We start from the raw sequence: 25,252 nt of genomic DNA, 5'->3' as shown, positions 1-25,252 counted from the left end.
GCCGCAAGCGACTCTCAAGAAGAAGACTTGGCTGCCTTATTAGAAATGGAAGAAATACCAGCAGAAAGTGAGGTATTTTCCTCGACAGAAAATGAAGCCCTTGAAGACCTATTAGGAGATGCCTTCGACACGCCAATGGTTGCCGCAAGCGACTCTCAAGAAGAAGACTTGGCTGCCTTATTAGAAATGGAAGAAACATCAATGGTTGCGGCAAACGGTCATCAGGAAGAAGAGAACATCCCAGAATTAACCCCTCTTGCCCTCGAAGAACCTCCGATCGCTTCTGAGAGTCCAGAAAAAATTGCAGAGATCGTCCCAACAACAGAAAGCGAATTCACCTACTACGATCGCCTCGATGAATTAGAAGCACTCCTCGAACAACCCGCTTTTAGTGCCAAAGATTTGCAAGTCGCCACCACATTTGCCGAGCTAGATCGCCTCCTTGAAGCCGAACCTAATATCAGTCACCCGTCACCCATCACCAGTCACCCGTCACCAAGCCCCAAACCCCAGTCACCCGTCACCAAGCCCCAAACCCCAGAAGAAGACTTTGGCGATGTGGAAGAAATGCTGATGAGGGCACAACAACAAGCTGGAGAAATTCCTCTAGAATCAACCAAGCGATCGCAACGCCCTGCCCGCCCCAGAACCACTAAACTCAAAGTGGAAGCCAGTCTGAAAGTCCCCGTCAAACAGATGGACAATTTGAGTAACCTCGTCGGGGAACTGGTGGTTAACCGGAATAGCTTGGAAGGAGATGAAGAGCGCTTGCGGCAATTCCTCGATAGTTTAATGCACCAAGTGCAGAATCTCAGCGATGTCGGCGGCAGAATGCAAGATTTATACGAACGTTCCCTCTTAGAAAATGCCCTTCTACGCAGCCGTCGAGAATATCACTCCCAGAAAACCCACGATTTTGCCCATCCCAGCGCGACAACAGATGCCAGCGACAGCAGCTTTGATGAGTTGGAAATGGACAGTTTTAGCAAGTTTCACGAACTCGCTCAAGAAACCATCGAAATGATTGTACGGGTGCGAGAGTCTGCCTCTGATATTCAATTTCTCGTGGATGATATCGATCAGGTGGCGCGAACCTTGCGACAAGTCACCTCTCAACTTCAAGAAGGGTTGACGAAATCTCGCATGATTCCCTTTGGCAATACCGCCAGTCGCCTTCCCCTTGCCGTGCGCCGAATTGCCCCTCAACTCAACAAACAAGCACAACTCGAACTAGAAGGACAGGAAACCCTCATTGATAAAATGATTTTGGAACACCTGTCAGATCCCCTTACCCATTTGGTGAATAACGCCCTCACTCACGGTGTCGAATCCCCCGAGGTTCGCCTCGCCTCGGGGAAATCCCAAACGGGGCAGATTAAAGTCAGTGCCATGCAGCAGGGAAACCAAACGGTGATTTCCGTTTCCGATGATGGGGGGGGAATTGATAGCGATCGCGTTAAACAAAAAGCTCTACAAAAAGGATTGATCGATCGCGATCGCGCCAAACGCCTTTCTCGCTTGGACGTTTACGACCTGCTTTTCCATCCGGGGTTCAGTACCAAAGACCAAGCCGATAATTTTGCCGGACGCGGCGTGGGACTAGACGTGGTGCGAACCAGTATCAATGAAATTCGCGGTGCCGTCAGCATTGATTCAAAATTGGGCAAAGGGACGACCTTTACCATCCGCTTGCCCTTAACGTTAAGTATTTGTAAAGCCTTGTGCTGCGTTAGCGAAAATGCTCCCATTTCCTTCCCTCTGGATGGAGTAGAAGACATGATCGACCTGCCTCACCGCAAATTGCAACGCAATGCCCAAGGTCAAATGTGCGTCCCGTGGCGAGATTCCCTTTTACCCTACGCCCATCTCTCAGAACTGCTCTCTTATAACCGCCGCATTGGTCGCAGCAACCTCTATGGGGGCAAGCGCGAAGAAAATGTGCTTTCCGTCGTCGTTTTACGGGGTTCCGGCAGTCATATTGCTGTTGGGGTCGATCAGGTGGTGGGAGAACAAGAAATCGTCATCAAACAACTTTACGGACCCATTCCCAAGCCCGCCGGAATTGCCGGGGCGACGGTACAAGGGGATGGAAAGATCATGGCCATTGCCGATGTGCTGGAGTTAATCGAAATTTCTGAAGGCCGCATTCGCAAGGATATGGGCAGTATTTGGAATCCGATCGGCACGAGCGATCGCGATACGGATGCTCGCACTCTCAACGAATCGATCGTTCTTATCGTCGATGACTCCATCACCGTGCGGGAATTGTTAAGCATGAGTTTCAGCAAAGCCGGCTATCGCGTGGAACAAGCGCGAGACGGTCAAGACGCTTGGGACAAATTGCGATCGGGAATGCCTTGCGATATCGTCTTCTGCGATATTGAAATGCCGAGGGTGGATGGTTTGGAATTTTTGGGACGGGTGCAAAAAGATGAGGAACTATGCGATATTCCCGTCGCCATGCTCACATCTCGCGGTGCCGATCGTCATCGGAAAGTCGCAGCAGACTTAGGAGCAAGCGGTTATTTTACTAAACCTTACTTAGAAGAAGTTCTCCTCGATGCCGCCGAACGTATGATTGATGGAGAAGTCTTGCTCGAAGGTAGCACTCGCAAGGTTCGCGAAGTGCGAGAGAAGAAGCATCCCGAACTGGTAGACTCGGAACCGCCGACTCTGATTCAAACTTCAGAAACGGTGGTCATGCAGCCGACGGTGTTGATTATTGACGATTCGGTCACGGTGCGATCGCTACTGTCCATGACTTTTGAAAATGCAGGCTATCATGTCGAACAAGCACGGGATGGCAAGGAAGCATGGGAGAAACTCAAAGGCGGATTAATGCCAGATCTTGCCCTCTGCGATATTGAAATGCCTCGCTTGGATGGGTTGGAGTTATTAGGCAAAATCTACGATGATGAAGAACTTCAGCGTATTCCCGTGGCCATGCTCACCTCTCGTGGGGCAGAACGCCATCGCAAGGTTGCAGCAGAACGAGGCGCAAGCGGTTATTTTACCAAGCCTTATGTCGAACAAGAATTGCTGGCTGCTGCCGAGCGCATTCGTCACGGGGAAATATTACTGAAAAATAGTGTTCGTCAACCCGGTATTACTATATTGGGCATGGCTGAGCCAGTTAACTCTCATCAGTCATCAGTTAACTCTCATCAGTCATCAGTTAACTCTCACCAGTCACCATCAATGATGCACGGTCAACCCAAGGTGTTGATTATTGATGACTCGGTTACAGTGCGATCGCTTTTGTCGATGACCTTTGAAAAGGCAGGATATTTGGTAGAACAGGCGCGAGATGGGAAGGAAGCTCTCGATAAATTACAAGCAGGTTTAAACCCTGATGTCGTATTCTGTGATATTGAAATGCCAAAAATGGATGGATTAAAATTAGTCGCGACAATCCAAGAAGATGCAGAATTGAATCAGATTCCGATCGCCATGCTGACTTCTCGCGGGGCTAAAAAACACCAAATCGCAGCAGCAGAACGCGGTGCAAAGGGATATTTTACGAAGCCTTATGTCGAAGATGTTTTGCTCGAGGCAGCACAACGTTTGATGAATGGAGAAGTCTTGCTAAAAGTAGAAACATAATTTCAGTGAGAAATGAACTGTTACTTTCCTTGCAATTTTAATTTCAAATTTTGTAAAAGTCTTCGCCCTTGATGTGTCCATTTTTGCCCTAATGGATCTGAGGGAGAGGTTTTATCGTACAAATAACGATAATGTTTCCATATTTCCCAATAAGGACAACCCGGCTCGATACGAATGCCCGCCCAGTGTAAGTATTGTAGGGGTTGATTGCGACTGGGATCGAAGAGGATATTGCCTCGGCGTTTAAACTGAGGACTTCCGGCCCAACTTCCGGGGGCTTTTCCAGGACGATTGACAATATTAAAATGACGAGCAATGCGCGTGAGAATCATATAGTTAAGAATGGGCTGATCGGTAGTTTTTTGAGAGAAATCAAAATATTCGGGATGAGCGCTACATTCCTTAAAAATATCGTATAGATCTTGTTCGGAAAATAGGTTGTTCTTAGAAGCCCACCAACCACTATTAAAAATTCCTTGAATATCTTCTTTTTTTAAGACTCCATCTGTAAAGACTTGAGGAGTAAAAACATTCGTAATTCCTCCTGTATGTTGATAGTCATAACAGAGAAAATCGTAATCTCGCAAATAACTCAAGTTATCGATAATCTTGTCAAAAACAACAATATCCGTATCGATATAGAGAAACTCATCAAACTCACCAAACCAACAAGCTTGCTTGCGAAGTTTATTGGGAGTGGCAAAGAAGCCTTCGCCAAAAATTTCGTAGAGTTTGCGAGCAAGGCGATTCATAAATTCTAGATCTTCATACAGTGTAACGCCATATTCTTTTCCAAGGAGTTTAACGATCTCGTCAGAATTGTCGTCAAAAGGAATCAGTCTTATTGGTGTATCGCTATCGTAATAGCGAATACTATTCAGAAGAGCGATCGTTTGTTCGATTACTTTATCGTTAGCTGTAATATAAATACCGCGAGTCATTTTTGCAAACCTCTCAATTTTTTAGTCCTAATTTTTGCATTGCTTTGTCTAAAAAACTAGGCGATGCGTTATATGGTTTGGGTTTTCCCAAAAGTTTTGGGCGTTTTTCAGGTTCGTGGAGATAGCGATAGTATAGAAAAATATCGCGATAGGGAAAGTCAATATTTTCTCCTTGGCAAAGTCGAACAAAAAAGCGAGAAGAAATGCCAATATAGTGTAAATAAATTAAACGGTTACCTTTGTCGTAAACGAGATTATCGCGGGCTAGAAAATGAGAAGATGTAACGCAACAGCCTGTAATACGATCGCTCGGTAATTCCAAGGCTAAATTGTAAATTGATTTGCCCGATCGCATCATCATATAGTTAATTAATGTTTGATCGGGAGCCATTGGATAGAGAATTTCAGCATCTCCTGCTTTTAATCTCTCGACAATCTCCTGTCGTTTTTCTGGTGAGAATTCGCCTTTTTTACTGGCATATAATCCCGAGCAAAATATCTCGCGATCGAGTCGCTGCTGCGGGAAAACTTGCGTTAATTGGGATGAATTAAGATCGTAAACATGACTTAAATCTTTAAACTGAAAGTCATAAACCACACAATCGTTGTTCTCTAATTGCTCGAAAATGAGGGCAGGATCGTCCAGTAAAAGTGTATCGGCATCCATATAGAGAAAGCGATCGAAGGGTGCGTCAAAGGCATAGTAACGCCGATGAGTGCCAAAGCGATGATAGCCTTGACTTCCGGCTTTGCTCCACTGCTGAAATGCGGTGGGATGGGTATCCCATGCGGCTCTCGCAAAACTATCCCATGCTGCCATCGAATCGCGATCGCTGTAAATTTCCACTTGGGGACGGTGGGCGATCGCAGCACTCAATTGCTCGAGGTTATCATCGTAGGGATAAATACAAACAGGAAAATCTGCCCCTAAAATTGCCTCAATACTATTCAGGAGTGCGATCGCCTGATCGCAAACCCGGTCGTTAGCAAGAGTACATATTCCATCCATTAAAATTATTTATGAGAGATTTTGAGGGATTGAGATGGGATTTAGCGGTGTTGGGCAACGAATTGAGAGAGCCATTCGAGAAGATTGAGTTTATGTAAAATAATCTGTCTGGCTTCTGCGATCGCGTCTTTTGCCTCGTGCCACGCATCTAGAGTAGATGTTACTTCTTTAATATAAGCCAAACCCTTTTCATCTTGGGAAGGAAGGCGCAAAAAACTACCGGGGGGTAATAATTTATCGGCCGCCGAGCCGCCATAATAAATGGGCAAACACCACCCCAAGAGGGAATCCCACAGTTTCTCGCTAACATACCAATCATTTTCGGCGTAGTTTTCAATAGCGAGGTTGTAATAATACGGGTTGAGGGCATGGGCTTTATTGTCAATCTGTCCGTAGCCGTAGGACCAATTGGGTAAGTTGCGTCCGTATACATCTAACTCGAGACCGCTTTTCACGAGTAATTTTAAAAAAGCCAGCCGCTTGCGATGATTGGCCGTGCGGGAGATACCAGAGGTAATCCAAGAACAATGACGGGTTTTCGTCGGGATCGGCATTGCGTTTAATTCCCGAAATGAGTCACTATGATACCAAATCGCGGGCATATAATTGGGGACGGGGGCAAGATCGTCTGGTCCGGAGACGTAGCTACAATACTTTTGTGCGTCTTGATAAAGTGTTTTATGCTGTTCGACCACCTCATCCAAAGGAGGTTCTCGCCAAAGGAAAATTGTGCGATCGCGAGGGACTTGACTCAGGCGCGCTCGCGTTGCCGTATCGAGGTCTTTCCGTTTTTGCAATGCGCTTTGTTCGCTGCGCCGCCATGCTTTATGCCACGGTAGGGTAAAAGGAGCATCTTGGGGAAAAGTATTTAAGTTATACAGTAAGAGAAAATCTGGGTTTTCCCGTCGTGCCAGTATTTGCACATTGCCCCAAAACCCCATCGGTTCGGGAGTCTGCTTCCACAACCAATCTCCTTGTACCAGTCCTTCATAGCTGCTGGCCATGCCAATAATTGTTTTTTTGCTCATCTTTTCCGCGATCGGTTATGGGCGTTGTTCTTCAATTATGTCTTATGAGGAAGCGATTTCCTAGGAAGTGCGATCGCGTTTTTTCGTTAAGATTTATTGATTGAGTTCAAAATTAAAATTATGCCTGTTATTGCAACTCAGTTTTATCAAGCGGATGTCGGATTAAATTTGAGTTTAAGAAGAAGCGATTGCATTTCTCCGAAGTTGTCGCAGCATCTGACTCGTTCCTTCTTGATACGCCTGTGCGATTAAACGCGGTATCATTTCTAACATATCGAAGCTCGGAAAAACTGCACTCTTTTGACTCAATTGATAACTCTCTGACTGTAAAATATAAATCTTTAACTTGTTATTTTCATAAATCCAAACTTCTGGGACGGCGATCGCTTCATAAGCCTCTAAAGTAGTTTTAGAAGTCACATCAGATTCAATGGCCAGATCGGGAGGCGGATCGACATCGAGATCGATCCGTAACAAACTGCGAACTTGTGGGGCATTTTTAATATACAAACAAGTATCGGCTTCTAAACCTGCTTTTTTTGTTTTTTTAAAGGTCGTCGAGCCAAAATCTTCCCAGTTGCGATCGCGCACATCTAAAAGAACTTTAACAATATCAGCAATAATACGATGGGGACGTTCATGAGCGGGTAAAGGTGACATTAACTCTAAAGTTCGATCGCAATAATTAATGCGTGGAATAGCGCGATCGCTTCCCAATTCTTTTAATAATGCTTCATATTGCTCCCAAGTCACATTCTCAACAAGGAGATGGCTACCGGGAGATAAATTCACGGTTTTAATGGGAAAAGAAACAGAAGAAACAACCATTAATCAATGATCGATAAAAAATTATTAATGAACAATATTGGATGAATACGAACTATTAGTTTTTTCTTGAAAATCTCGGCATTGAATGGCTTCTTCAGTATTGGCAATAAAAGGTTGAGTCGTACATTTTAAGCGGTGGTCGTTGGTGAAAAAACGACAGCTTGTGCAAGGAATGGCGTGCATTTCCTGACTTCGGGCGATCGCATCTCGCATGGCGCTAAAGATTCCTAAAACGGCTGCGATCGTCATCCCCCAAGCAACAATAAAACACAAAGGAACGAGAAAAGGATCGAAAAAATGAAAAAGAGAATATAAAAGTTGAAACATGAGCTTTTTGACTGGTTGTTGGTTGATTATTTACTGTTCACTGATAACTGATAACTGATAACTGTTCACTGTTTACCATTCACTGTTAATAATTCCACTAATTGAGAAAGTTGTTTTGGGTTAAAAACGCGGGTAAGAGCTTTGGCGGCAGCTTTGGGTTCAACAGGAATGAGAACTTGTGGCATTTTAGCACTCGCTAACTGTTTTAAGGGTTCGCTGACCTGAATTTCTTCTCCATTTCCTAACACGATCGCATCGCTGCCTTGTTTGAGTTCTTTAATCACAATCGGGGCGAGAGTGCGATAAGAAAATTTAGGATTGCCGATCGCTTTATAACAAGCCTTCGAGACCTTTTGCCAATTTTTTTCTCCTGAAGCCAATTTTGCGAGACGCACGCAGAATCCTTGTAATGCTTTGCGTCCTTCAGGGGTTGCTTTTTGCTTGAAACCTGCTAGCAATTTTTTCAAGAGTTCCTTCGCTTCTCGAGCGAATTTTTCTTGTTCTGGTGAAAGTTGGGGTTCGGAGTCGAAAGAGGCGATCGCGTCAAAGGTGGGTTCGGATGTAGATGTCGGTGCAGCTGTCGCAACCTCTCCCCGCATTAATTGATTGAGATAGCTCTCCAATTCGATAAAATGGGGTTCGGCTTCCGTAGTAATGCGATCGGCATCTTCATCCCGCAGGCCAAAAGGACTCTCGAGCTGTTCGATGAGGGACTGAAGGGTATCATACCCTTTTAAAAAGAGCGTTTCCAACTTATGATCGGCAGGAACTTCATTTTCCTTGAGGACTTTAAACCCATCTTCCAAACGGTGTGCCGTTTTTTGGATGCTGTTATAGCCCAACATGGCCGAGCCTCCTTTCACCGAGTGCGCCGCCCGAAATAATTCGTTTAATTCTTCGGGGTCATTAATGACCTTAGACAAATCCATTAGCCCATGTTCGAGGGTTTCGAGGTGTTCTCGTGCTTCCTCAATGAAATAGCCTAAGATTTTCTGGTGATTGGCATCCAACGTCATTTCTCCCAACTCAATAGCAATTCGCAATTGAAAATGCGATCCTTTCGGCAAAACCCTCTTAAGCCCCTATTTTTTGCGGCTGCGATCCAGCCAAAACGATCGCAGTCCGGCAGCTTTAGCGCCTTTGTAATCATTTTCGACGCTATCCCCAATATGCCAAGCATTTTCTGCCTCGCATCCGTGTTTTTTCAAGGCAATCTCGAAAATTTTGGTTTCGGGTTTAGCCGCTCCAACTGCCGCAGAAATGGTAATACTGGTAAAAAACTTATCCAGTCCCAAAGCGCCGAGCAAACCGTGCAGGCGAGAATCAAAATTTGAGATGATTCCTAATTCGATACGTTCTCTACGCCATTTTTCCAGAGAGGGGAGAATATCGGGATACACAACCCAAGGATCGACCGTTGTAAAGTACGCGTACAGTTGTTGAAAAAACGCCCCAAAATCTTCAAACTTAGGCAGATCCCCCGTTTCTTCAAAAGTTGCTTTGGCCAAGTCGTACCACCAATAATATTCCTGCTCGGGAATATGAAGAATGCTGGTATCGGGAAAAGCAAGGGGTGGGGCGTGTTGGTAACACTGATAGAAGGCTGAGTTGAGGTCTTTGGGGGACACCTCAACGCCAAAGTCCGTGGCGATCGCGCTATAGACTTGTCCTACGCCTCCTTTTACGCCGAATAACGTACCGACCGCATCGAGAAAAATGACTTTTGGTTTGGACATCGCACTCAATTCACCCTTTTAAGACAAAAATTCAATTAATGGTTGAGAAATCCAGTTAAACCCAACGGCAAGCTGGTGGTTTAAGGTGGGTAGGCGATACAGATAAACCATTCGCCGAGCTAAATAGGCTAAGATGCCATCTAATTCTATGCCCAATCCCGTTAAAGTCGCATGATCAATTCCCAAGGCCATCATTTCTCCGAGGGAATTGTAGCGGAAAGGTAGCAAGGGGCGATCGCACGAGGAAGCCCAAATATTCCACGCACAGTAGTCGGCCTGCTGAATGGCACTTTGAGCCGTGGCGGGAATTTTTTCTCCCGTCGTCGCAATATCTCCCACAGCAAATATGCCTTCATATCCGGCAATTTGCAAGGTCGGTGTCAGTTGAATAAGGCCGGATTCGCTTTTGGGGAAAGGGAGGGAGTCAAGGAGGGGTGAGGCTTTCGTTCCTACGGTCCAAAGCACGATTTCGGCGGCAATTTCGTCGGTTTGACCCTTATAAAGTAGGGAAAGGCTTTCTGCACCAATTTCGTCTACGGTGGTCTCTAAATCGAGCCATACCTCCCGTTCTTCGAGGCTCTGGTGGGCAGCTTGGCGGTTAAATTCCGAGGCGGTGGCGAGAATATCTTCGCCGCGTTCGATAATGCGGAGGCGACCCCTTTCCCCGAGGCGATCGGCGAGTTTGCAAGCCAGTTCGACCCCACTATAGCCGCCACCGACGATCGCAATGCGAATTTTTTCGCGATCGGACTGTTCGAGAAAGCGCAGTTTTTCCTGTAGGCGATAGACATCTTCAAGGGTTCGGAAGGGAATGGCGTATTCTTTGGCACCGGGGACAAAAGTTAAGGGAGTTGTGCCGCCAAGGGCGATAACGAGGCGATCGCAAGGGATACTGGGGCGATTTTCGAGGTGAACTTGGCGATCGTGGGGATCGATGCCGGTAATCTGGGCTTGGAGAAAATGAACGCCAGTATTACCAAGAAGTTCGGAATACGGTGGGGCGATTTCCCACGTTTGCAATTCTCCCGTGAGGAGTTCGTATAACAGGGGAGAAAAGAGAAAGCGATCGTTTTTATCGATAAGGACAATTTCCGGTTTGGGAACGTTTTCCCAAGGGAGTTGGCTGAGACGCAAAGCGGTATAGAGTCCGCCAAAACCACCACCAAGGATGCCGATCCGTTTGGGTTGTTCGTTCATGGAGGGGAAAGTTGGGAATAAATTTTTTCTTTATTTTAGGTTGGTTATTGGTGATTGGTTAGGGATTATCGGGGGTTAAATCTTGCGATCGCGTTCGTTTTTCGCTAAATTTATGCTCACAACAAGTTAATCTTTTTTGAGTTGGGTGCGTTTGGGATGGTTCGATTACTCTTTATCCGTGTCATAGAATTGTGAATAAGTTGCTCCCTTTTGGTTGTACTGGAATTATTGTTTTCGGTTGTTTAGCTCCAGCGTTGGCGAAGCCTCTCGAAACAAGAACGGCTCAAATTGCTCCGCTTGAAAGTACCTCGGCTCGCGATCTGGTTATCGAACCCCGTATCGGCGGCGGCGTGAGTACATCGGGGGCGGGAATTCCGCGTTTTTCCCATATTGAAGGGTTCGCGCCCCTCCTGCAAACACCGGGGGAAGATATCTTATTTCTGGAAGGGCGTTTATCTTGGTTGGATTATGAAAGAGTGGGAACGAGTTTGACTCTGGGCTATCGTTCTCACGATGGGGAAAGCGATCGCGTTTTAGGAGGATATATTGCTTACGATAGTCAAGATACGGGAAACAATCGTTTTAATCAGTTGGGTTTCGGGTTTGAACGCCTCGGAGAAGATTGGGATTTGCGCTTAAATAGTTACATTCCCATTGGTGAGAATCGCAAGCAAGTAGGTTCGACGGTTTCAACCACGAGTAATGCCAGTATTTCCAGTTTTGCTTTCCAAGAGCATTTACTATTATTTTCGGGGACGCAGACGCGCACGGATACCCGTCAATATGAAGCAGCCATGTTAGCGATCGATGGCGAAGCCGGGGGCAAACTGGCCGAAATTAATGATTTTGGAGAAGTGCGCGGATATGGCGGTTTATATTATCTCGACGCGGCCAACAGCACGGCGTTAGGATGGCGAGCGAGGTTAGAAGCACGAGCCTTAGATAACTATACTGTTGGTTTGGGAGTGCAACACGATGCCATTTTTGGGACGAATTTTATCTTTAACTTTGGGGTAAACTTTGGCGGTGTTTCTGCGGAAAAGAAGGAAGATGAATTACTGGCAAGGATGGGGGAGTTTGTGACGCGGAATAACGCAATTATTATTGACGAACAAACCGATATATCAACATCTTCGGAAACTTTTGAAACGATTGCCCTGAATCCAGTCACGGGAGAACAGTGGTTTTTTCAGCACGTCAATAATACAGAAGGAAGTGGAGGAGATGGTACATTTGAAAATCCCTTTAATATGATTGCTCAAGGGATAAGTGAGGCCAATACGAATAGTACCAATAATCAAAATGAAATTGTTTACGTGCAGTTTGGCAATAATATTGCCAATACCACAGCCATTACAATTCCCGACAATATTCAACTCCTTTCTATTGCGCCCACGCAAACAATAAACACGCAAGAAGGAACGATACAATTGCCCTCATCGGGTGCAGGAACGAGTCAGCGACCGCAAATTAATGCTACGGTGACAATGGGAAATAACAGCGTTCTTTCGGGTTTTGATATTAATAATATAACGGGAAATGGCATCTTTGCCGGGAATGTCACTGGATTTACCATTGAAGAGAATTCAATTAGTAATATAACCGATGGCTATGGAATTCGAGCAGGTGTTGATAATGGTAGTAGTATTGGCGGTATTTTAATTAAAAATAATACTTTAAGTAATATTGGTGGTGGAAGTGGCTCGACGGACGATTTATATGATGGGATTTTTGTTGGTGTTTCAGGAGGAAGTACGATTACTGATGTCACAATTTCAGGTAATACGGTGAGCAATGTCGATAACGATGGCATTGCGGTAGGAGCAAGTCAAAATAGTACACTTTCTCTGGCAACAATTACTGGCAATAATGTTAGTAATGTTGGGCGTTTTGGAATTGGGGTAGGTGTTGATACTGAAATTGCTGGTTTAGGTTTAGCGGCTTCAAGTGGTTCTACTGTTGCTAATGCTACTATTGCCAATAATTCTATTGATGGGGCTGGAGTGAAAGCGAGTGGGACAGATATTGGTGGCAATATTGGAGTTGCTATTGAAGATTCTAGCAATGGAAGTAATGTTTGTATAAACATATCAGGAAATACAAGCATAAACCCTCCAAACCCAGTTCTAAACAATCCTGGTATACTCACTGCTGCTGGTTTAGCGGATGTCGATCTATATCTCCAACACGTTTCATCAACTACTGCAACAAATTTTAAAATTGTCGATCGCACTAATATTATTAGTAACAATAATTTTACTAATACCAGCGTCAGTATTTTGACTCCTACTGGAGGTGTTCCTTTATTTATATCCTCGACTTTATCAGATACTAATTCAGCTAATTTATCCAGTTGTCCTTAGTTCAGATTTTGAACGATCGATAATCTAGTATAGCGTTAAGATTTAGTCAAGCGATCGCACCATAAATCTAATTGCTACAATCAATCAAATGTCTAAGTAAAAGGTGTAAATATTTACAAACATTGCGCGATCGCTTCTTCTAATTCCGGCTGACTCAACGTGGTAATCATAAACACTTCCTGTACGCTTTTATGATGACGGGCAATAACTTTATAGCCACCACGAATGGGGACGGAAACCCGCAATTTTAACTGAGGTGTATTCCCTCTAGCACGGCTAATCACCCCGGGGGTTACTGTCGTGACGTTTCCGAGGGCAATTAAGCGTTCTAAAACGGGAATTAAGGTGGGAATATGGGTGGAATGATTCCAAACCAAACGACCTTTTTCTGGCTTCTTACCTTTTGCAGGTTTACCCATGAGACTAGACTGCCTCCAAAGGTGCCATTGTTAATCCTTCGCGACTTAACTGCTGATGATACAATTCTGCGGTTTCTTGGGGTCCTACCCATACCGTCGCCTGTCCTTCAAAATGAACCTTGTTGGTGAGGTTCCAAGCGCGATCGCTGGTCATGCCGGGGATATACTTTAGCAAGCAGTCCGAGACGTGCTGGAAGGTATTAAAATCGTCATTGAGGACGATGACTCGATAATTGGGATAGGGTTTGCGAATGGTTTGTTTTGCTCGATCCGGCGCGATCGTCGGACTGGTTGCGAGAATAGGGGTATTGACTGCCATCGCTCGCTTGGATGCCGATATTGCCACACTCATTGGTTTTTAAAAACTTCTTTTCAACTTCAATAGCATACCATTCGCCTATTTTAGCCTTCCTTTAGATTCTTTTTCAACTATTGAGATCGCCACCTATTCGGTATTTTGCTAAATTCCTAATTCTCATCTTCGATCGGTAAAGCGATCGCGAATTCGGTTCCTTCTCCGACTTGAGAGCGACAAGTCAAGGTTCCGTGGTGTTTTTCTTCAACAATTTGCTTTGCGATCGCTAAACCCAGTCCGGTTCCTTTACCAACCGCCTTGGTTGTAAAGTGAGTGTTGAAAATGCGCTCCGCAATTTCCTCACTCATACCCGAACCATTATCACGAATGCGGACGATAGCTTGTTGGTTGGCGATTTCAGTTGCGATCGCGATCAGATTGGGATTTGCTTGAATTTCCGCAAAAGAGCGCCCTGCATTCGTTTCCTCTACAGCATCGATCGCATTGGATAAAATATTCATAAAAACTTGATTGAGTTGCCCCGGAAAACAGTTGATTTCTGGTAATTCTCCGTAGTTTTGATGCGTGATAATTGCCGGGCGATGGTTTTGTGCTTTTAAGCGATGTTTTAAAATTAATAAGGTACTTTCTAAGCCTTGATGCAGATCGAAATTCGTTTTTTCTGTCGTATCCGCCCGAGAAAAGGTTCGTAATGCCTGAGAGATATCTTGCAAGCGATCGGCACCATCTTTCATAGAACTAATAGCATTAGGAAGATCCTCTCGCAAATACTCCAGATCGATATCTTCAGCACATTCTAAAATTTCGCGATCGGGATTAGGATAATACTTTTCATACAATTGCAAGTAGTCAAAAAGGTCTTGGATATAATTGGCAGAGTGAGATAAATTTCCTTTAATAAAACCAATCGGATTATTGATTTCGTGGGCAACTCCCGAAACCAATTGACCGAGAGAAGACATTTTTTCACTTTGGATGAGGTGCAGTTGAGATTGTTGTAATTTTGCCAAATTTGCTTCTAACTCTTGGGTTCGTTCGTTCACTTTTTCTTGTAAGAATTGATTTTGTTCTCCCAAGTTTTGAGTGAGAGCATAAATCTTAAGATGAGTCGTAACCCGAGCCAATAATTCTCGTTGTTCGATTGGTTTAGTAATATAATCTACCCCTCCTGCTTCAAACCCTTTCACTTTATCATCAGCACTGGAGAGAGCCGTCATAAAAATGACAGGAATTTCGCAAAGATCCGGATCGGCTTTTAAGCGTTGACAGGTCTCAAAGCCATCGATTCCGGGCATGAGAACATCGAGTAAAATCAGATGCGGGCGGGCAAATTTCGCTCGCTTTAAGGCACTTTCTCCATCTTGAGACACCAAAACATTTAACCCACAATCTTCTAAATGATCGACAGCAACCGCTAAATTTGTTGGATTATCATCAACTAGGAGAATGGTATAATTTTCAAGGTTAAAATTGTTGCCATTTAACATCATTACTTTTCTCCTAAATTAATATGTTCTTGAACTAAAGCAACGATCGCTTTCTCCTTAAATCCTCGTGCTAAGTCTTTGATACGTTTGGCAAACGGAATATATTGCGCGTCAAGTCCTTCTAAATAAGCAGCCCGATCGCGGATTTTTTTCATGTTTCCCAACATGGCGAGTTCGTATAAAATTTCCATTTCTTCTTGGGACGGAACGATGAACTCGTTGGCTGCCATCTTTGATTGAGTTGAGTGGTTCTCGTTACTATTCTCTGTTATTGCAGTATAAATCCATTCTAACTGTAATTGTTCGCCTAAAATTTGGAGGAGCATGGTTTCATCTACAGGTTTGGGTAAAAAGGCATCGCATCCTGCAATCCGACTTTTATGGCGATCGCCTTCTAAGACGCTAGCAGAAACAGCAATAATTTTAATCTCCGCAATTTCCGCAATTTGACGAATTTCTTGTATCGCCTCAAATCCTGTTTTAACAGGCATCACTAAATCTGTCAAAATTAAATCCGGTTGAATTTGACGAGCGAGATCGATCTCCTCTTGTCCATTTTCTGCCAAAATGATTTCAAAACCTAGCGGTTCGAGCATTTCTTGTAAAACGAGACGGTTCGCAAAATGGTCGTCAACAACGAGTAACTTGCGTTTGTGACCTTGATATCCGGTAATCTGTCCCGATATTTCTTGGCGATCGCGGACAAGGGGAGAACTCACAACCGGACAAGAAAGAACGAACCAGAATTGAGAACCTTTATTGGACTCACTCTTAACTTGCAATTCTCCACCCATTAACTCGACTAATTGTTTCGTAATCGTTAATCCTAATCCCGTTCCTTCTGCACGGCGTTTAACCTCGCCGACTTGTTCAAAAGGTTGGAAAATTTTCTGGAGTTGTTTTTCACTCATACCTACTCCTGTATCTTGAATTTCAAAATAGATTTGGTTATTTATTATTTGTTGTTGGCTGTTAGTTGATTGGTGATGGGTAACTGATAATGTGACTTTTCCGGCATCGGTGAATTTAATCGCATTACCAAGGAGATTGAGGAGAACTTGTCGAAGTCGTTTTTCGTCAGCTTGAATTCCTTCTGGAAGATCGGCAGCAAAATTACATTCAAAAAGAATATCTTTTTCTAATGCTCTCATGCGAATAATACCAGCTACGCTGTCTAAAAAGCTGGGAAAGTGGAGATCGGTGGGATAAATTTCCATTTTTCCGGCTTCGATTTTGGAGAGATCGAGAATGTCGTTAATCAAGGTTAATAAGTGTTTTCCACTTTGTTGAATAATGTTTAAACCTTCAGTTTGCTGCGAAGACAGATCGCGATCGCGTCCTAAAATCTGAGCGTAACCCAAAATACCATTGAGGGGGGTTCGCAGTTCGTGACTCATACTGGAAAGAAAGTTACTTTTGGCATGGTTGGCAACTTCTGCTTTTTCTTTTTCCTGTTGCAATTGTTCGCCGGTTCGTTGAATTTCTTGGAATTTCTGGACTAAAGTTTCGGACATTGTTTGGAAGTTGGCGACTAAAGCCTCAATTTCCATGACGGAACGATTCGGCCAGCTAACATTTTGATACTCTAAAAGTTTATTGGGTAAATTGCTCGTCAGTTGCGCCAATTGGAGAATAGGGGTGACGAGGCGATGACTGAGAAAGCGAGCGAGAAGAATGGAAAAAACGGCGATCGCAAATAAAATTGCGAGGCTATTAATGTAACGTTTTTGTAGGTGAGCGATCTGGGGTGCAGTGGGCGCTTCTACGGCTAATTTCCAGCCAATATTACCGCTAATGAGGGGAATTTCACGGATATAAAAAGATTTTTTCCAAAGAACTAATGTCGGTTTTCCGGGTAGATCGGGCAGCCAATGATAGACTCCTGATGGGAGAGTGCGAATGTTTTCTCCTGTGCGGCGATCGTAGTCTTTTTGGGGTTCTAAATCTGCTCGGGCGGTGGCGATCGCTTTTCCGTCTGCATCGATCAAGGTACTGGGTAAATTTGCAGCCTCGAGAAATTGGGTTAAAAAGTCTGGAGAAATCCGGGCGATCGCAACGCCTTCGTTATGAGTTACGGTTAAAATAATTTGGGATTGTCCGGCGTATTGAATGGTTTGCAATCCCGATTTTTCGCTGATTTTGTGGTTAAAATCGGTCAGGTTAGCGTTTTCGAGAGAGGAAGAGGTTGCGATCGCCTTTCCATCGCGATCGAGCAAAGAAACGGCTGTAAAAGCAGGAAAGATGCGTTGAGTAAATTCCGTACTTTCTTGTAAGCGATCGCTAGATTTAAAGTTTGATTTTGCTGCTATTGCGACTAATTCTTGCAATCCTCTCTCATTTTGGTCGTACCATAGTTGAAACTCATGGGCTAAGTCCGTAGCGGCAATTTCTAAGCGCGTATCGACGAGGTTTTCTTCATAGCTCATTGCCTCTCGATTATCGAGGGCAATGAGTAGCAAGGCAGGTAAAAGAACAAAGGCAACGAGAAGATTAATTAAGGTTTGTTCAAAGGAGCGACTTTGAGCGACTGTCGGACGCGATGACCAGCGATATACAGGTAATAATGAGATAATTAGATTGGCAATTAAGGCATTAAAAATACCATTAACAGCCTGTTTGACCATGATAATAAGAGTCGGAAGAATACTTAATTCAAGTCTATATTTATAAAATATCCAAACTAAAGGCATTCCAATCAACAGCCAATAGAGTGTATCTAAGAGCAGCAAATCGCTACTTTTACGACGCAGCCCCCAACCGACAAATAGAGCTTCTATGGTAAAGATAATCAACGCATAAGGATGATGCCAAACAACCAGAGTATAAGCACTCGCAAGAGCGGCGGCAAGGGTTCCCCAAAAAATCCCGTAGAGTCGGGCAATGATGAGAGTTGCAATACTCCCAAAGAGGAAGTCAACGCTAAAGGCAAAAGGTAGTTTGAAATAGTTACCCGCTAAGCCGGCAATAATAAGAATAACTAAAGTTAGCAGGGAGCGAATTTTGAAGAATGGGGCGATAATCTGTCTCATCTGACTCAAAAATAAAGGGAATCTGGCATTACCGTTTAATACGACCGATCGCTTATCTTTCTACTCGATTGAAAGATTTAGTGAGCTTGTCACCCAGAGTAGGGTTATTATTTTTTGAATATAACCAAAAATTGTGAAAAACTTGTGAAGATTCTGCGCTTAACAATCTGTAATTTTTCGCTGTTTTTTGCGATGATTTTTGATATTAATGAATCTCAGTAAATTTCTTTAGGTAAATCGCGCAACTTTGGTTATATCTGTCTTGGCAGTTGAATCTTTGTCTTTTTGAATAAAGTCGAGACCGCATTGAAATCAGAGTCACTTTAAGAAATGCGATCGCATACTATTGTAACGATCGCGATTGGCCGCGTAGAAAATTTTGTAAAATTAGAGATGGTCTTTCGATGGAGGCATAGCGATCGTGTGGCGTGGCTTATTGACAATCGTTATTACTTTAGTCTCTCTCGCAGGATGCGCTCAAACCAATACCCCTCAAGATTGGGTGAGTCGAGGCGTTTCTCTACAAGCGTCTGGAAAATACGAAGAAGCGATCGCTGCTTATAACAAAGCCATTGTAATTCGACCCAATAACTATCTGGCTTGGTATAACCGAGGTATTTCGCTAGATAAGCTAGGAAAACATGAAGAAGCGTTAGCCTCCTTCGATAAAGCAGCCAACACTGCTGAAAATTGGATTAACCAAGGTTGGACGCTACATGAGTCCGGAAAATACGAAGAAGCGATCGCAGCTTACGACAAAGCGATTGCCATTCAACCCGATGACTATCAGGCTTGGATTAACCGAGGTTGGACGCTAAATGAGTTAGGAAAACACGAAGAAGCGATCGTCTCTCTCGATAAAGCGATTGTCATTCAACCCAATGACTATCAGGCTTGGATTAACCGAGGCTGGTTGCTAAATAAGTTGGAAAAACATGAAGAAGCACTCATCTCTCTCGATAAAGCGATTGCCATTCAACCCAATGACTATCAGGCTTGGATTAACCAAGGCTGGGTGCTAAATAAGTTAGGAAAACATGAAGAAGCGATCGCAGCTTACGACAAAGCGATTGCCATTCAACCCGATGACTATCAGGCTTGGAGCGGTCGAAGTATTGTGCTAGATAAATTAGGAAAACATGAAGAATCGATCGCAGCTTACAACAAAGCTATTGCTATTCAACCCGATGACTATCAGGCTTGGATTAACCGAGGTTGGACGCTAAATGAGTTAGGAAAACATGAAGAAGCACTCATCTCTCTCGACAAAGCTATTGCCATTCAACCCGATGACTATCAGGCTTGGAGCGGTCGAAGTGTTGTGCTAGATAAGTTAGGAAAATATGAAGAATCGATCGCAGCTTACAACAAAGCGATTGCCATTCAGCCTAATAGCTATTGGGCTTGGAGAGGTCGAGGTTGGACGCTAAATAAGTTAGGAAAACACGAAGAAGCACTCGTCTCTTTCGATAAAGCGATTGCCATTCAACCTAGTGATTATTGGGCTTGGAATGGTCGAGGTTGGATGCTAAATGAGTTAGGAAAATATAAAGAAGCACTCGCAGCTTACGACAAAGCGATTGCTATTCGACCCAATGGCTGTCAGGCTTGGCATAACCGAAGTGTTGCGTTAGATAAGTTGGGAAAGCATAAAGAAGCGCGAGTATCTTATCACAAAGCCATTACCATTCAAGCCAATGACTGTCGAACTCAGAATAATCGAGGCGTTGCTTGAAATGAGTATTGCTCCTTCTTAATTCATTCTATTTATAAAACAACATCCATGAGATTTATTAGTCCTAAAACCGATTTTGCCTTTAAGAAAATCTTTGGCTCAAACGAGAGTAAAGATATTCTCATTAGCTTCTTAAATGCCTTGGTTTATGGAGGGCGATCGCAGATCCAAGATTTAGAAATTCTCGATCCCTATACCGGCGGAAATACTGTCGATCTAAAAGATAGTTATTTAGATGTCAAAGCCGTTCTTGTTGATGGGATGACAGTAATTATCGAAATGCAAGTTTTAAATGTCGCGGCTTTTGAAAAACGAGTGATTTATAACTTAGCCAAAACCTACAGCAATCAATTAAAAGCTGGTCAAGGCTATACCTATCTTAAACCTGTCATTGCCTTGACGATAACCGACTTTAAACTCTTTGAGAATACAGAAAAAATTATTACAGAATTTAGTTTTCGAGAAAAAGGAGAAGGCTTTGAGTATCGCGATCGTGAATTAGAAATGATTTTCGTTGAGTTGCCCAAATTCAAGAAAAAACTCGCAGAATTGCAAAACTTAACGGAAAAATGGATATTCTTTATGAAGGAAGCTCCTTCATTAGAACTCATCCCGCCCACATTGAGTGAAATCCCTGAAATGGAAAGAGCGCTTAATATTGCCAATCAAGCTAATTTAAGTATTGAAGAATTAGAAAAGCTAGATAAACGAGAAATGTTTATTGAAGATCAACGCGGTTCTATTATTCTCGCGCGAGAAGAAGGTAGAAAAGAAGGACAATTAAGCGTGATTTTCCAAATTCTCGCAAGGTTGGGACAGCTTTCAGCAGAAATTGAAGGAGAGATCGCACAACTTTCTCTCTCAGAATTAGACGCATTAGTAACAGCAAGTTTGGACTTTACCAACTTAGAAGCCTTGTCAAATTGGTTGCAAAGCCGAAAATAATTGAGATGCGATCGCACTTCCTCGACCCCTTGACCTATAATAAAAATCTTGTCGAACGTAAAATCCCTGTTACCGTGACCGCAACTCCCTTACGCCCCTCCTCCACCCAACCCGATCGCCTTGGCCGTTTCGGCACCTTTGGCGGTAAATACGTCCCCGAGACCCTCATGCCCGCTTTAAGCGAATTAGAAGACGCGATCGCTCAATATAAGGAAGATCCGGACTTTCAGCAAGAACTCGACGGCTTATTGAAAGACTACGTGGGACGACCTTCCCCTCTATATTTTGCCGAACGCCTAACCCAACATTACGCCAAGCCCGACGGCACGGGAGCGCAGATCTATCTCAAAAGAGAGGACTTGAATCACACCGGGGCGCACAAAATCAATAATGCCCTCGCTCAAGTGTTACTAGCAAAGCGTATGGGGAAAGGCCGCATCATTGCCGAAACCGGGGCGGGACAACACGGGGTTGCCACCGCTACAGTGTGCGCCCGCTTTGGGCTAGAATGCGTCATTTATATGGGCGTGTGCGACATGGAACGCCAATCCTTGAACGTCTTTCGGATGCGCTTGTTAGGGGCGACAGTGCAACCAGTAGAAGCAGGGACGGGAACGCTCAAAGATGCCACCTCAGAGGCGATCCGGGACTGGGTAACAAATGTAGAAACCACCCACTATATTTTAGGTTCCGTCGCGGGTCCCCATCCTTATCCCATGATGGTCCGAGATTTTCACGCAGTCATCGGTCGCGAAACCCGCCAACAATGCCAGGAAAAATGGGGCGGACTCCCAGATATTTTGTTGGCTTGTATCGGAGGTGGATCGAATGCAATGGGATTATTTTATGAGTTTCTTCCGAATACTTCTGTACGCTTGATCGGGGTCGAAGCAGCCGGAGAAGGGGCAGAGACAGAAAAACACGCAGCGACTCTCACAAAAGGAATTCCGGGCGTGCTGCACGGTGCCATGAGTTACGTCCTGCAAGATGAGGAAGGGCAAATCATTGAAGCGCATTCCATTAGTGCGGGCTTAGATTACCCCGGAGTGGGTCCCGAACATAGCTATTTAAAAGAGACAAAAAGAGCGGAATATTATAATGTGACTGATGCCGAAGCCGTAGACGCTTTTCAACGTTTATCTCGCTTAGAAGGGATTATTCCAGCTTTGGAAACCTCCCACGCGATCGCTTATCTCGAAACCCTTTGCCCCCAATTAGAAGGGAGTCCGCGCATCGTTATCAATTGTTCGGGACGCGGCGACAAAGATGTGCAAACCGTGGCAAAATTCTTGGATACCTATCAAAAATAAAGAGCATTTTTTCATCAATGACCCATTACTTATTACCAATGACTTATGATCAATGACTTTCAAATCTGCGATCGCGATCTCGATGAGGAAACTTTAACACGATATCTTCAGGCCGAAGCGATCGCAGTAGATACAGAGACAATGGGATTAATTCCTCACCGCGATCGCCTTTGTTTGGTGCAGTTATGCGACGATCGCGGACTTGTTACCGTCCTTCGCATCGATCGCGGTCAAACAGAAGCCCCTCACCTGAAAATGTTGATGGAGAATGCCAATGTTGTCAAAATTTTTCATTATGCCCGCTTCGATCTGGCACAATTAAAAAATACATTTGCTATTGATGTAAAGCCTGTTTTCTGCACTAAAATTGCCAGTAAACTCGCTCGCACTTATACTCAATCTCATGGCTTAAAAGCATTAATTCAAGAAGTAGAAGGAATAGAACTTGACAAATCTTCTCAAAGCTCTGACTGGGGGAATCCTAAGAATCTCACTGAAGAACAATTGAGCTATGCTGCCAACGATGTACGCTATTTAATTGGTGCGCGACAAAAACTCATTGAGATGTTAGCAAGAGAAGAAAGATTAGAATTAGCACTGCGTTGTTTTGCTTGCTTGCCCGTATTTGTAGAACTAGATTTACGGCAATTTCAAGGAATTTTTGAACATAAATAAACTTAACCCAAACTCAAGCTGCAAATAGTTAATTCGCGATCGCCTTTCTAGAATCAGGGTGTGTAGTTCAATGGTTATTGAGAGATTATCGCAATTACCATTCGTCCGGCGATCGCGATCGCTTATCTTTTTGCGATCGTATCTACTTTTTTTCTATCGCGAGGGTATATTAAAATAGTAACTCTCAATTTTCGCACTTTGAAAGGAAATTAGCGAGCTTAAAAATAACGCAATTCAGGCACATTTTGCATGAGGAGGACTTCCGAATGAGGTTTAGATTTTTAACCCCCGTCCGACTGTTATTGTGTCTGGGAATCTTCTTACTCCTTTTCGCAATCCCTGTCCAAGCAAAATTTTATCACACCAATTCGCCTCCGATTGAGATAAAACAAGGATGGCAAGTTCATTGGGGAGATTCTCCTCAAAATGAATATGGTTTTCCGTTATGGGTCTTAGAAAACCCTCAAATTTCAAACTGGCAATCTTTAAAATTTCCTAGTAAACTATCTCCACCTCCTAAAGAGAAGATATTTTGGTTAACTGTCCCTTTACCGCAAGGAAATTGGACATTTCCCAGCCTTTATGTTCGAGGAATTCCTAATCTCTTAGAAGTTTATTTTCAAGGCGAATTAATCTATATTTTCGATGAGTTAAACGATCTTGGTCAACTCAAAGAAAAAGAAGGAGAATTTCCTATTATTCCGCTCAAGTCTAACTGGCAAAATCAAAACATTTTTCTCAAAGTTTATATTAAAAATAATTTACCCATTCCTTTAGGATTAAATGGGGTTTTAACCATTGGCAATAAACCCGATTTGATAAAAACACTAATCCTTGGAGATAGTATCAAAATTGCCCTCGGATTATTATTTGTATTTTGTGGGTTATTACCGATCGCGATCGCCATTTTCAAAAAGACATTTGATATTTATCTCTCCTTTGGCTTAGTTTCCTTATTAATTGGAATCTATACTATAACTCCCACACAAATCATCCGTCTTCTCTTTGACTATCAAGTCAGTTGGACTTATCTTCATCATGCGGCTTTTCATTTAATCCCTGTTAGTATTTGCCTCTTTTTTGAACATCTTTTTGGAGTTGGGCGTTTTGCCATTCCCCGCCGTCTTTGGCAAATTCATCTGAGTTACGCAACCTTAGCTTTAATTCTAGCAGGAAATCAGATCGTGACATGGGCTGATGCTGCTTATCCGACCCAAATTTTAGGCATTATTAGCGCGATCGTTTTAATTGCGATCGCGGTACAACAGTCTTTCGGAGGAAGACAGGATGCAAAAGTTTTTACTTTCGGATTTTCTCTGTTTTTATTATTGTCAATTCATGATATTTTTATCTATATTTCACCTTTTCCACTTTGGAATATTCAGCTTTATTATTGGGGAATGTTAGCCTTTTTACTATGTTTGGCTTTTATTCTCGAACGTCGTTTTACGGAAGCACAAAACTATCTTAAGGCTTATAACTTAGCATCGAGTCGCTTTATTCCTCATGAATTTGTCAATTTCTTAGGAAAAAAGAGCATTATTGACATTCAACTCGGCGATCGCATTCATCAAGAAATGACAGTGTTATTTTCTGATATTCGCTCTTTCACCAGTATTTCCGAAAGAATGTCCCCCGAACAAAATTTCAACTTTCTCAACGCTTATCTTTGTCAAGTTAGCCCGATTATTCGCGAACATCACGGTTTCATTGATAAATATATCGGCGATGCCATTATGGCTTTATTTTATCATACTCCAGAAAACGCCGTTAAAGCCGCGATCGCAATGCAAAATCAAGTCAAACTCTTTAATCAAGACTGTCACGAAAAAGGCTATCCCGCTATTCAAATCGGTATCGGCTTGCATTGCGGTCATTTAATGCTAGGAACCGTAGGCGAAAAGCAACGGATGGATACAACAGTGATTGCTGATGCTGTCAATTTAGCTTCTCGTTTAGAGACAGCAACCAAGCAATGTGGTGCGAGTATTTTGATGAGCGAAGAGACTTTAAATCGCTTGCCAAATACTCATGAATATGCTTATCGTTTTCTGGGACAGATTTTAGTCAAAGGAAAAAAAGAACCGATTAAAATTTATGAAATTTACGAAGCCGATCCACCCGAATTAAAAGATTTTAAAACGGAAACTAAACCATTATTTGAAAAAGCCGTTAATTTATGCGATCGCGCCAAAACTCACGAAGCCCGAGCCATTCTTCAAGAATTGCAACAGCAAAATTCAGAAGATAATGCAGTCCGCTTATTGCTCTTTCGACTTGCAGTAGAAACAAGAGAAAACTAAT

Annotated in this window: 19 protein-coding genes; 7 read left to right on the top strand and 12 right to left on the bottom strand. The window is 43.5% G+C overall.

Features of this window, described 5'->3' with window-relative positions; all coding sequences use genetic code 11:
- The first annotated feature begins 45 nt into the window (after positions 1 to 45).
- Positions 46 to 3,603, top strand: a complete 3,558-nt coding sequence (locus tag AC6RV6_RS02565; protein ID WP_500238780.1) for a hybrid sensor histidine kinase/response regulator — start codon at positions 46 to 48, stop codon at positions 3,601 to 3,603.
- Positions 3,604 to 3,623: 20 nt separating this feature from the next.
- On the opposite strand, the gene AC6RV6_RS02560 is transcribed toward AC6RV6_RS02565, so the two are convergent.
- The 8 genes from AC6RV6_RS02560 to AC6RV6_RS02525 all read right to left on the bottom strand — a co-directional run bounded on the left by AC6RV6_RS02560 (position 3,624) and on the right by AC6RV6_RS02525 (position 10,669).
- Complete coding sequence (locus AC6RV6_RS02560) at positions 3,624 to 4,544, bottom strand: Npun_R2821/Npun_R2822 family protein (RefSeq protein WP_500238733.1); 921 nt, start codon at positions 4,542 to 4,544, stop codon at positions 3,624 to 3,626.
- A gap of 13 nt (positions 4,545 to 4,557) precedes the next feature.
- Complete coding sequence (locus tag AC6RV6_RS02555; RefSeq protein WP_500238732.1) at positions 4,558 to 5,553, bottom strand: Npun_R2821/Npun_R2822 family protein; 996 nt, start codon at positions 5,551 to 5,553, stop codon at positions 4,558 to 4,560.
- Positions 5,554 to 5,594: 41 nt separating this feature from the next.
- On the bottom strand, positions 5,595 to 6,581 hold the full coding sequence (locus AC6RV6_RS02550) for a glycosyltransferase family 10 domain-containing protein (protein ID WP_500238731.1): 987 nt from the start codon (positions 6,579 to 6,581) through the stop codon (positions 5,595 to 5,597).
- Positions 6,582 to 6,755: 174 nt separating this feature from the next.
- A complete protein-coding gene (locus AC6RV6_RS02545; protein ID WP_500238730.1) occupies positions 6,756 to 7,409 on the bottom strand; it encodes a Uma2 family endonuclease in 654 nt (217 codons plus the stop codon).
- 24 nt (positions 7,410 to 7,433) lie between these two features.
- The gene (locus AC6RV6_RS02540; protein WP_500238729.1) at positions 7,434 to 7,736 is read right to left on the bottom strand and encodes a hypothetical protein; all 303 of its coding nucleotides are present in this window, start codon (positions 7,734 to 7,736) and stop codon (positions 7,434 to 7,436) included.
- 65 nt (positions 7,737 to 7,801) lie between these two features.
- Positions 7,802 to 8,752: an Hpt domain-containing protein gene (locus tag AC6RV6_RS02535; RefSeq protein ID WP_500238779.1), complete on the bottom strand. Its 951-nt coding sequence runs from the start codon at positions 8,750 to 8,752 to the stop codon at positions 7,802 to 7,804.
- A 66-nt stretch (positions 8,753 to 8,818) separates the two neighbouring features.
- Complete coding sequence (locus tag AC6RV6_RS02530) at positions 8,819 to 9,472, bottom strand: HAD-IA family hydrolase (RefSeq protein ID WP_500238728.1); 654 nt, start codon at positions 9,470 to 9,472, stop codon at positions 8,819 to 8,821.
- Between the two features lie 18 nt (positions 9,473 to 9,490).
- Complete coding sequence (locus AC6RV6_RS02525; protein ID WP_500238727.1) at positions 9,491 to 10,669, bottom strand: NAD(P)/FAD-dependent oxidoreductase; 1,179 nt, start codon at positions 10,667 to 10,669, stop codon at positions 9,491 to 9,493.
- Between the two features lie 191 nt (positions 10,670 to 10,860).
- Between AC6RV6_RS02525 and AC6RV6_RS02520 the strand changes: the two genes are divergently transcribed.
- Positions 10,861 to 13,032: a right-handed parallel beta-helix repeat-containing protein gene (locus AC6RV6_RS02520; protein ID WP_500238726.1), complete on the top strand. Its 2,172-nt coding sequence runs from the start codon at positions 10,861 to 10,863 to the stop codon at positions 13,030 to 13,032.
- Between the two features lie 113 nt (positions 13,033 to 13,145).
- On the opposite strand, the gene AC6RV6_RS02515 is transcribed toward AC6RV6_RS02520, so the two are convergent.
- The 4 genes from AC6RV6_RS02515 to AC6RV6_RS02500 all read right to left on the bottom strand — a co-directional run bounded on the left by AC6RV6_RS02515 (position 13,146) and on the right by AC6RV6_RS02500 (position 18,283).
- Positions 13,146 to 13,451 carry a DUF2103 domain-containing protein gene (locus AC6RV6_RS02515; protein ID WP_500238725.1) on the bottom strand — a complete coding sequence of 102 codons (306 nt, stop codon included), beginning with the start codon at positions 13,449 to 13,451 and terminating at the stop codon, positions 13,146 to 13,148.
- 4 nt (positions 13,452 to 13,455) lie between these two features.
- The gene (clpS, locus tag AC6RV6_RS02510; protein WP_500238724.1) at positions 13,456 to 13,803 is read right to left on the bottom strand and encodes an ATP-dependent Clp protease adapter ClpS; all 348 of its coding nucleotides are present in this window, start codon (positions 13,801 to 13,803) and stop codon (positions 13,456 to 13,458) included.
- Between the two features lie 116 nt (positions 13,804 to 13,919).
- The gene (locus AC6RV6_RS02505; RefSeq protein ID WP_500238723.1) at positions 13,920 to 15,257 is read right to left on the bottom strand and encodes a hybrid sensor histidine kinase/response regulator; all 1,338 of its coding nucleotides are present in this window, start codon (positions 15,255 to 15,257) and stop codon (positions 13,920 to 13,922) included.
- Entirely contained in the window at positions 15,257 to 18,283 is a 3,027-nt protein-coding gene (locus tag AC6RV6_RS02500) for an ATP-binding protein (protein WP_500238722.1), read from the bottom strand. The genes AC6RV6_RS02505 and AC6RV6_RS02500 overlap by 1 nt, the downstream gene beginning before the upstream one ends.
- 421 nt (positions 18,284 to 18,704) lie before the next feature.
- Here AC6RV6_RS02500 and AC6RV6_RS02495 point away from each other — a divergent pair, with 421 nt between their 5' ends.
- The 5 genes from AC6RV6_RS02495 to AC6RV6_RS02475 all read left to right on the top strand — a co-directional run bounded on the left by AC6RV6_RS02495 (position 18,705) and on the right by AC6RV6_RS02475 (position 25,251).
- Positions 18,705 to 20,018 carry a tetratricopeptide repeat protein gene (locus AC6RV6_RS02495; protein WP_500238721.1) on the top strand — a complete coding sequence of 438 codons (1,314 nt, stop codon included), beginning with the start codon at positions 18,705 to 18,707 and terminating at the stop codon, positions 20,016 to 20,018.
- A gap of 48 nt (positions 20,019 to 20,066) precedes the next feature.
- Positions 20,067 to 20,963 carry an Rpn family recombination-promoting nuclease/putative transposase gene (locus AC6RV6_RS02490; protein WP_500238720.1) on the top strand — a complete coding sequence of 299 codons (897 nt, stop codon included), beginning with the start codon at positions 20,067 to 20,069 and terminating at the stop codon, positions 20,961 to 20,963.
- A gap of 74 nt (positions 20,964 to 21,037) precedes the next feature.
- The gene (gene trpB / locus AC6RV6_RS02485; RefSeq protein ID WP_500238778.1) at positions 21,038 to 22,273 is read left to right on the top strand and encodes a tryptophan synthase subunit beta; all 1,236 of its coding nucleotides are present in this window, start codon (positions 21,038 to 21,040) and stop codon (positions 22,271 to 22,273) included.
- 45 nt (positions 22,274 to 22,318) lie between these two features.
- Positions 22,319 to 22,948, top strand: a complete 630-nt coding sequence (locus tag AC6RV6_RS02480; RefSeq protein ID WP_500238719.1) for a ribonuclease H-like domain-containing protein — start codon at positions 22,319 to 22,321, stop codon at positions 22,946 to 22,948.
- Positions 22,949 to 23,214: 266 nt separating this feature from the next.
- Positions 23,215 to 25,251: an adenylate/guanylate cyclase domain-containing protein gene (locus AC6RV6_RS02475; RefSeq protein ID WP_500238718.1), complete on the top strand. Its 2,037-nt coding sequence runs from the start codon at positions 23,215 to 23,217 to the stop codon at positions 25,249 to 25,251.
- Position 25,252 lies beyond the last annotated feature (1 nt).

Source organism: Spirulina sp. LEGE 11439 (assembly GCF_059821285.1).
Note: the sequence above shows the minus strand (reverse complement) of the source record. Positions and strands in the feature narration are given on the sequence as shown.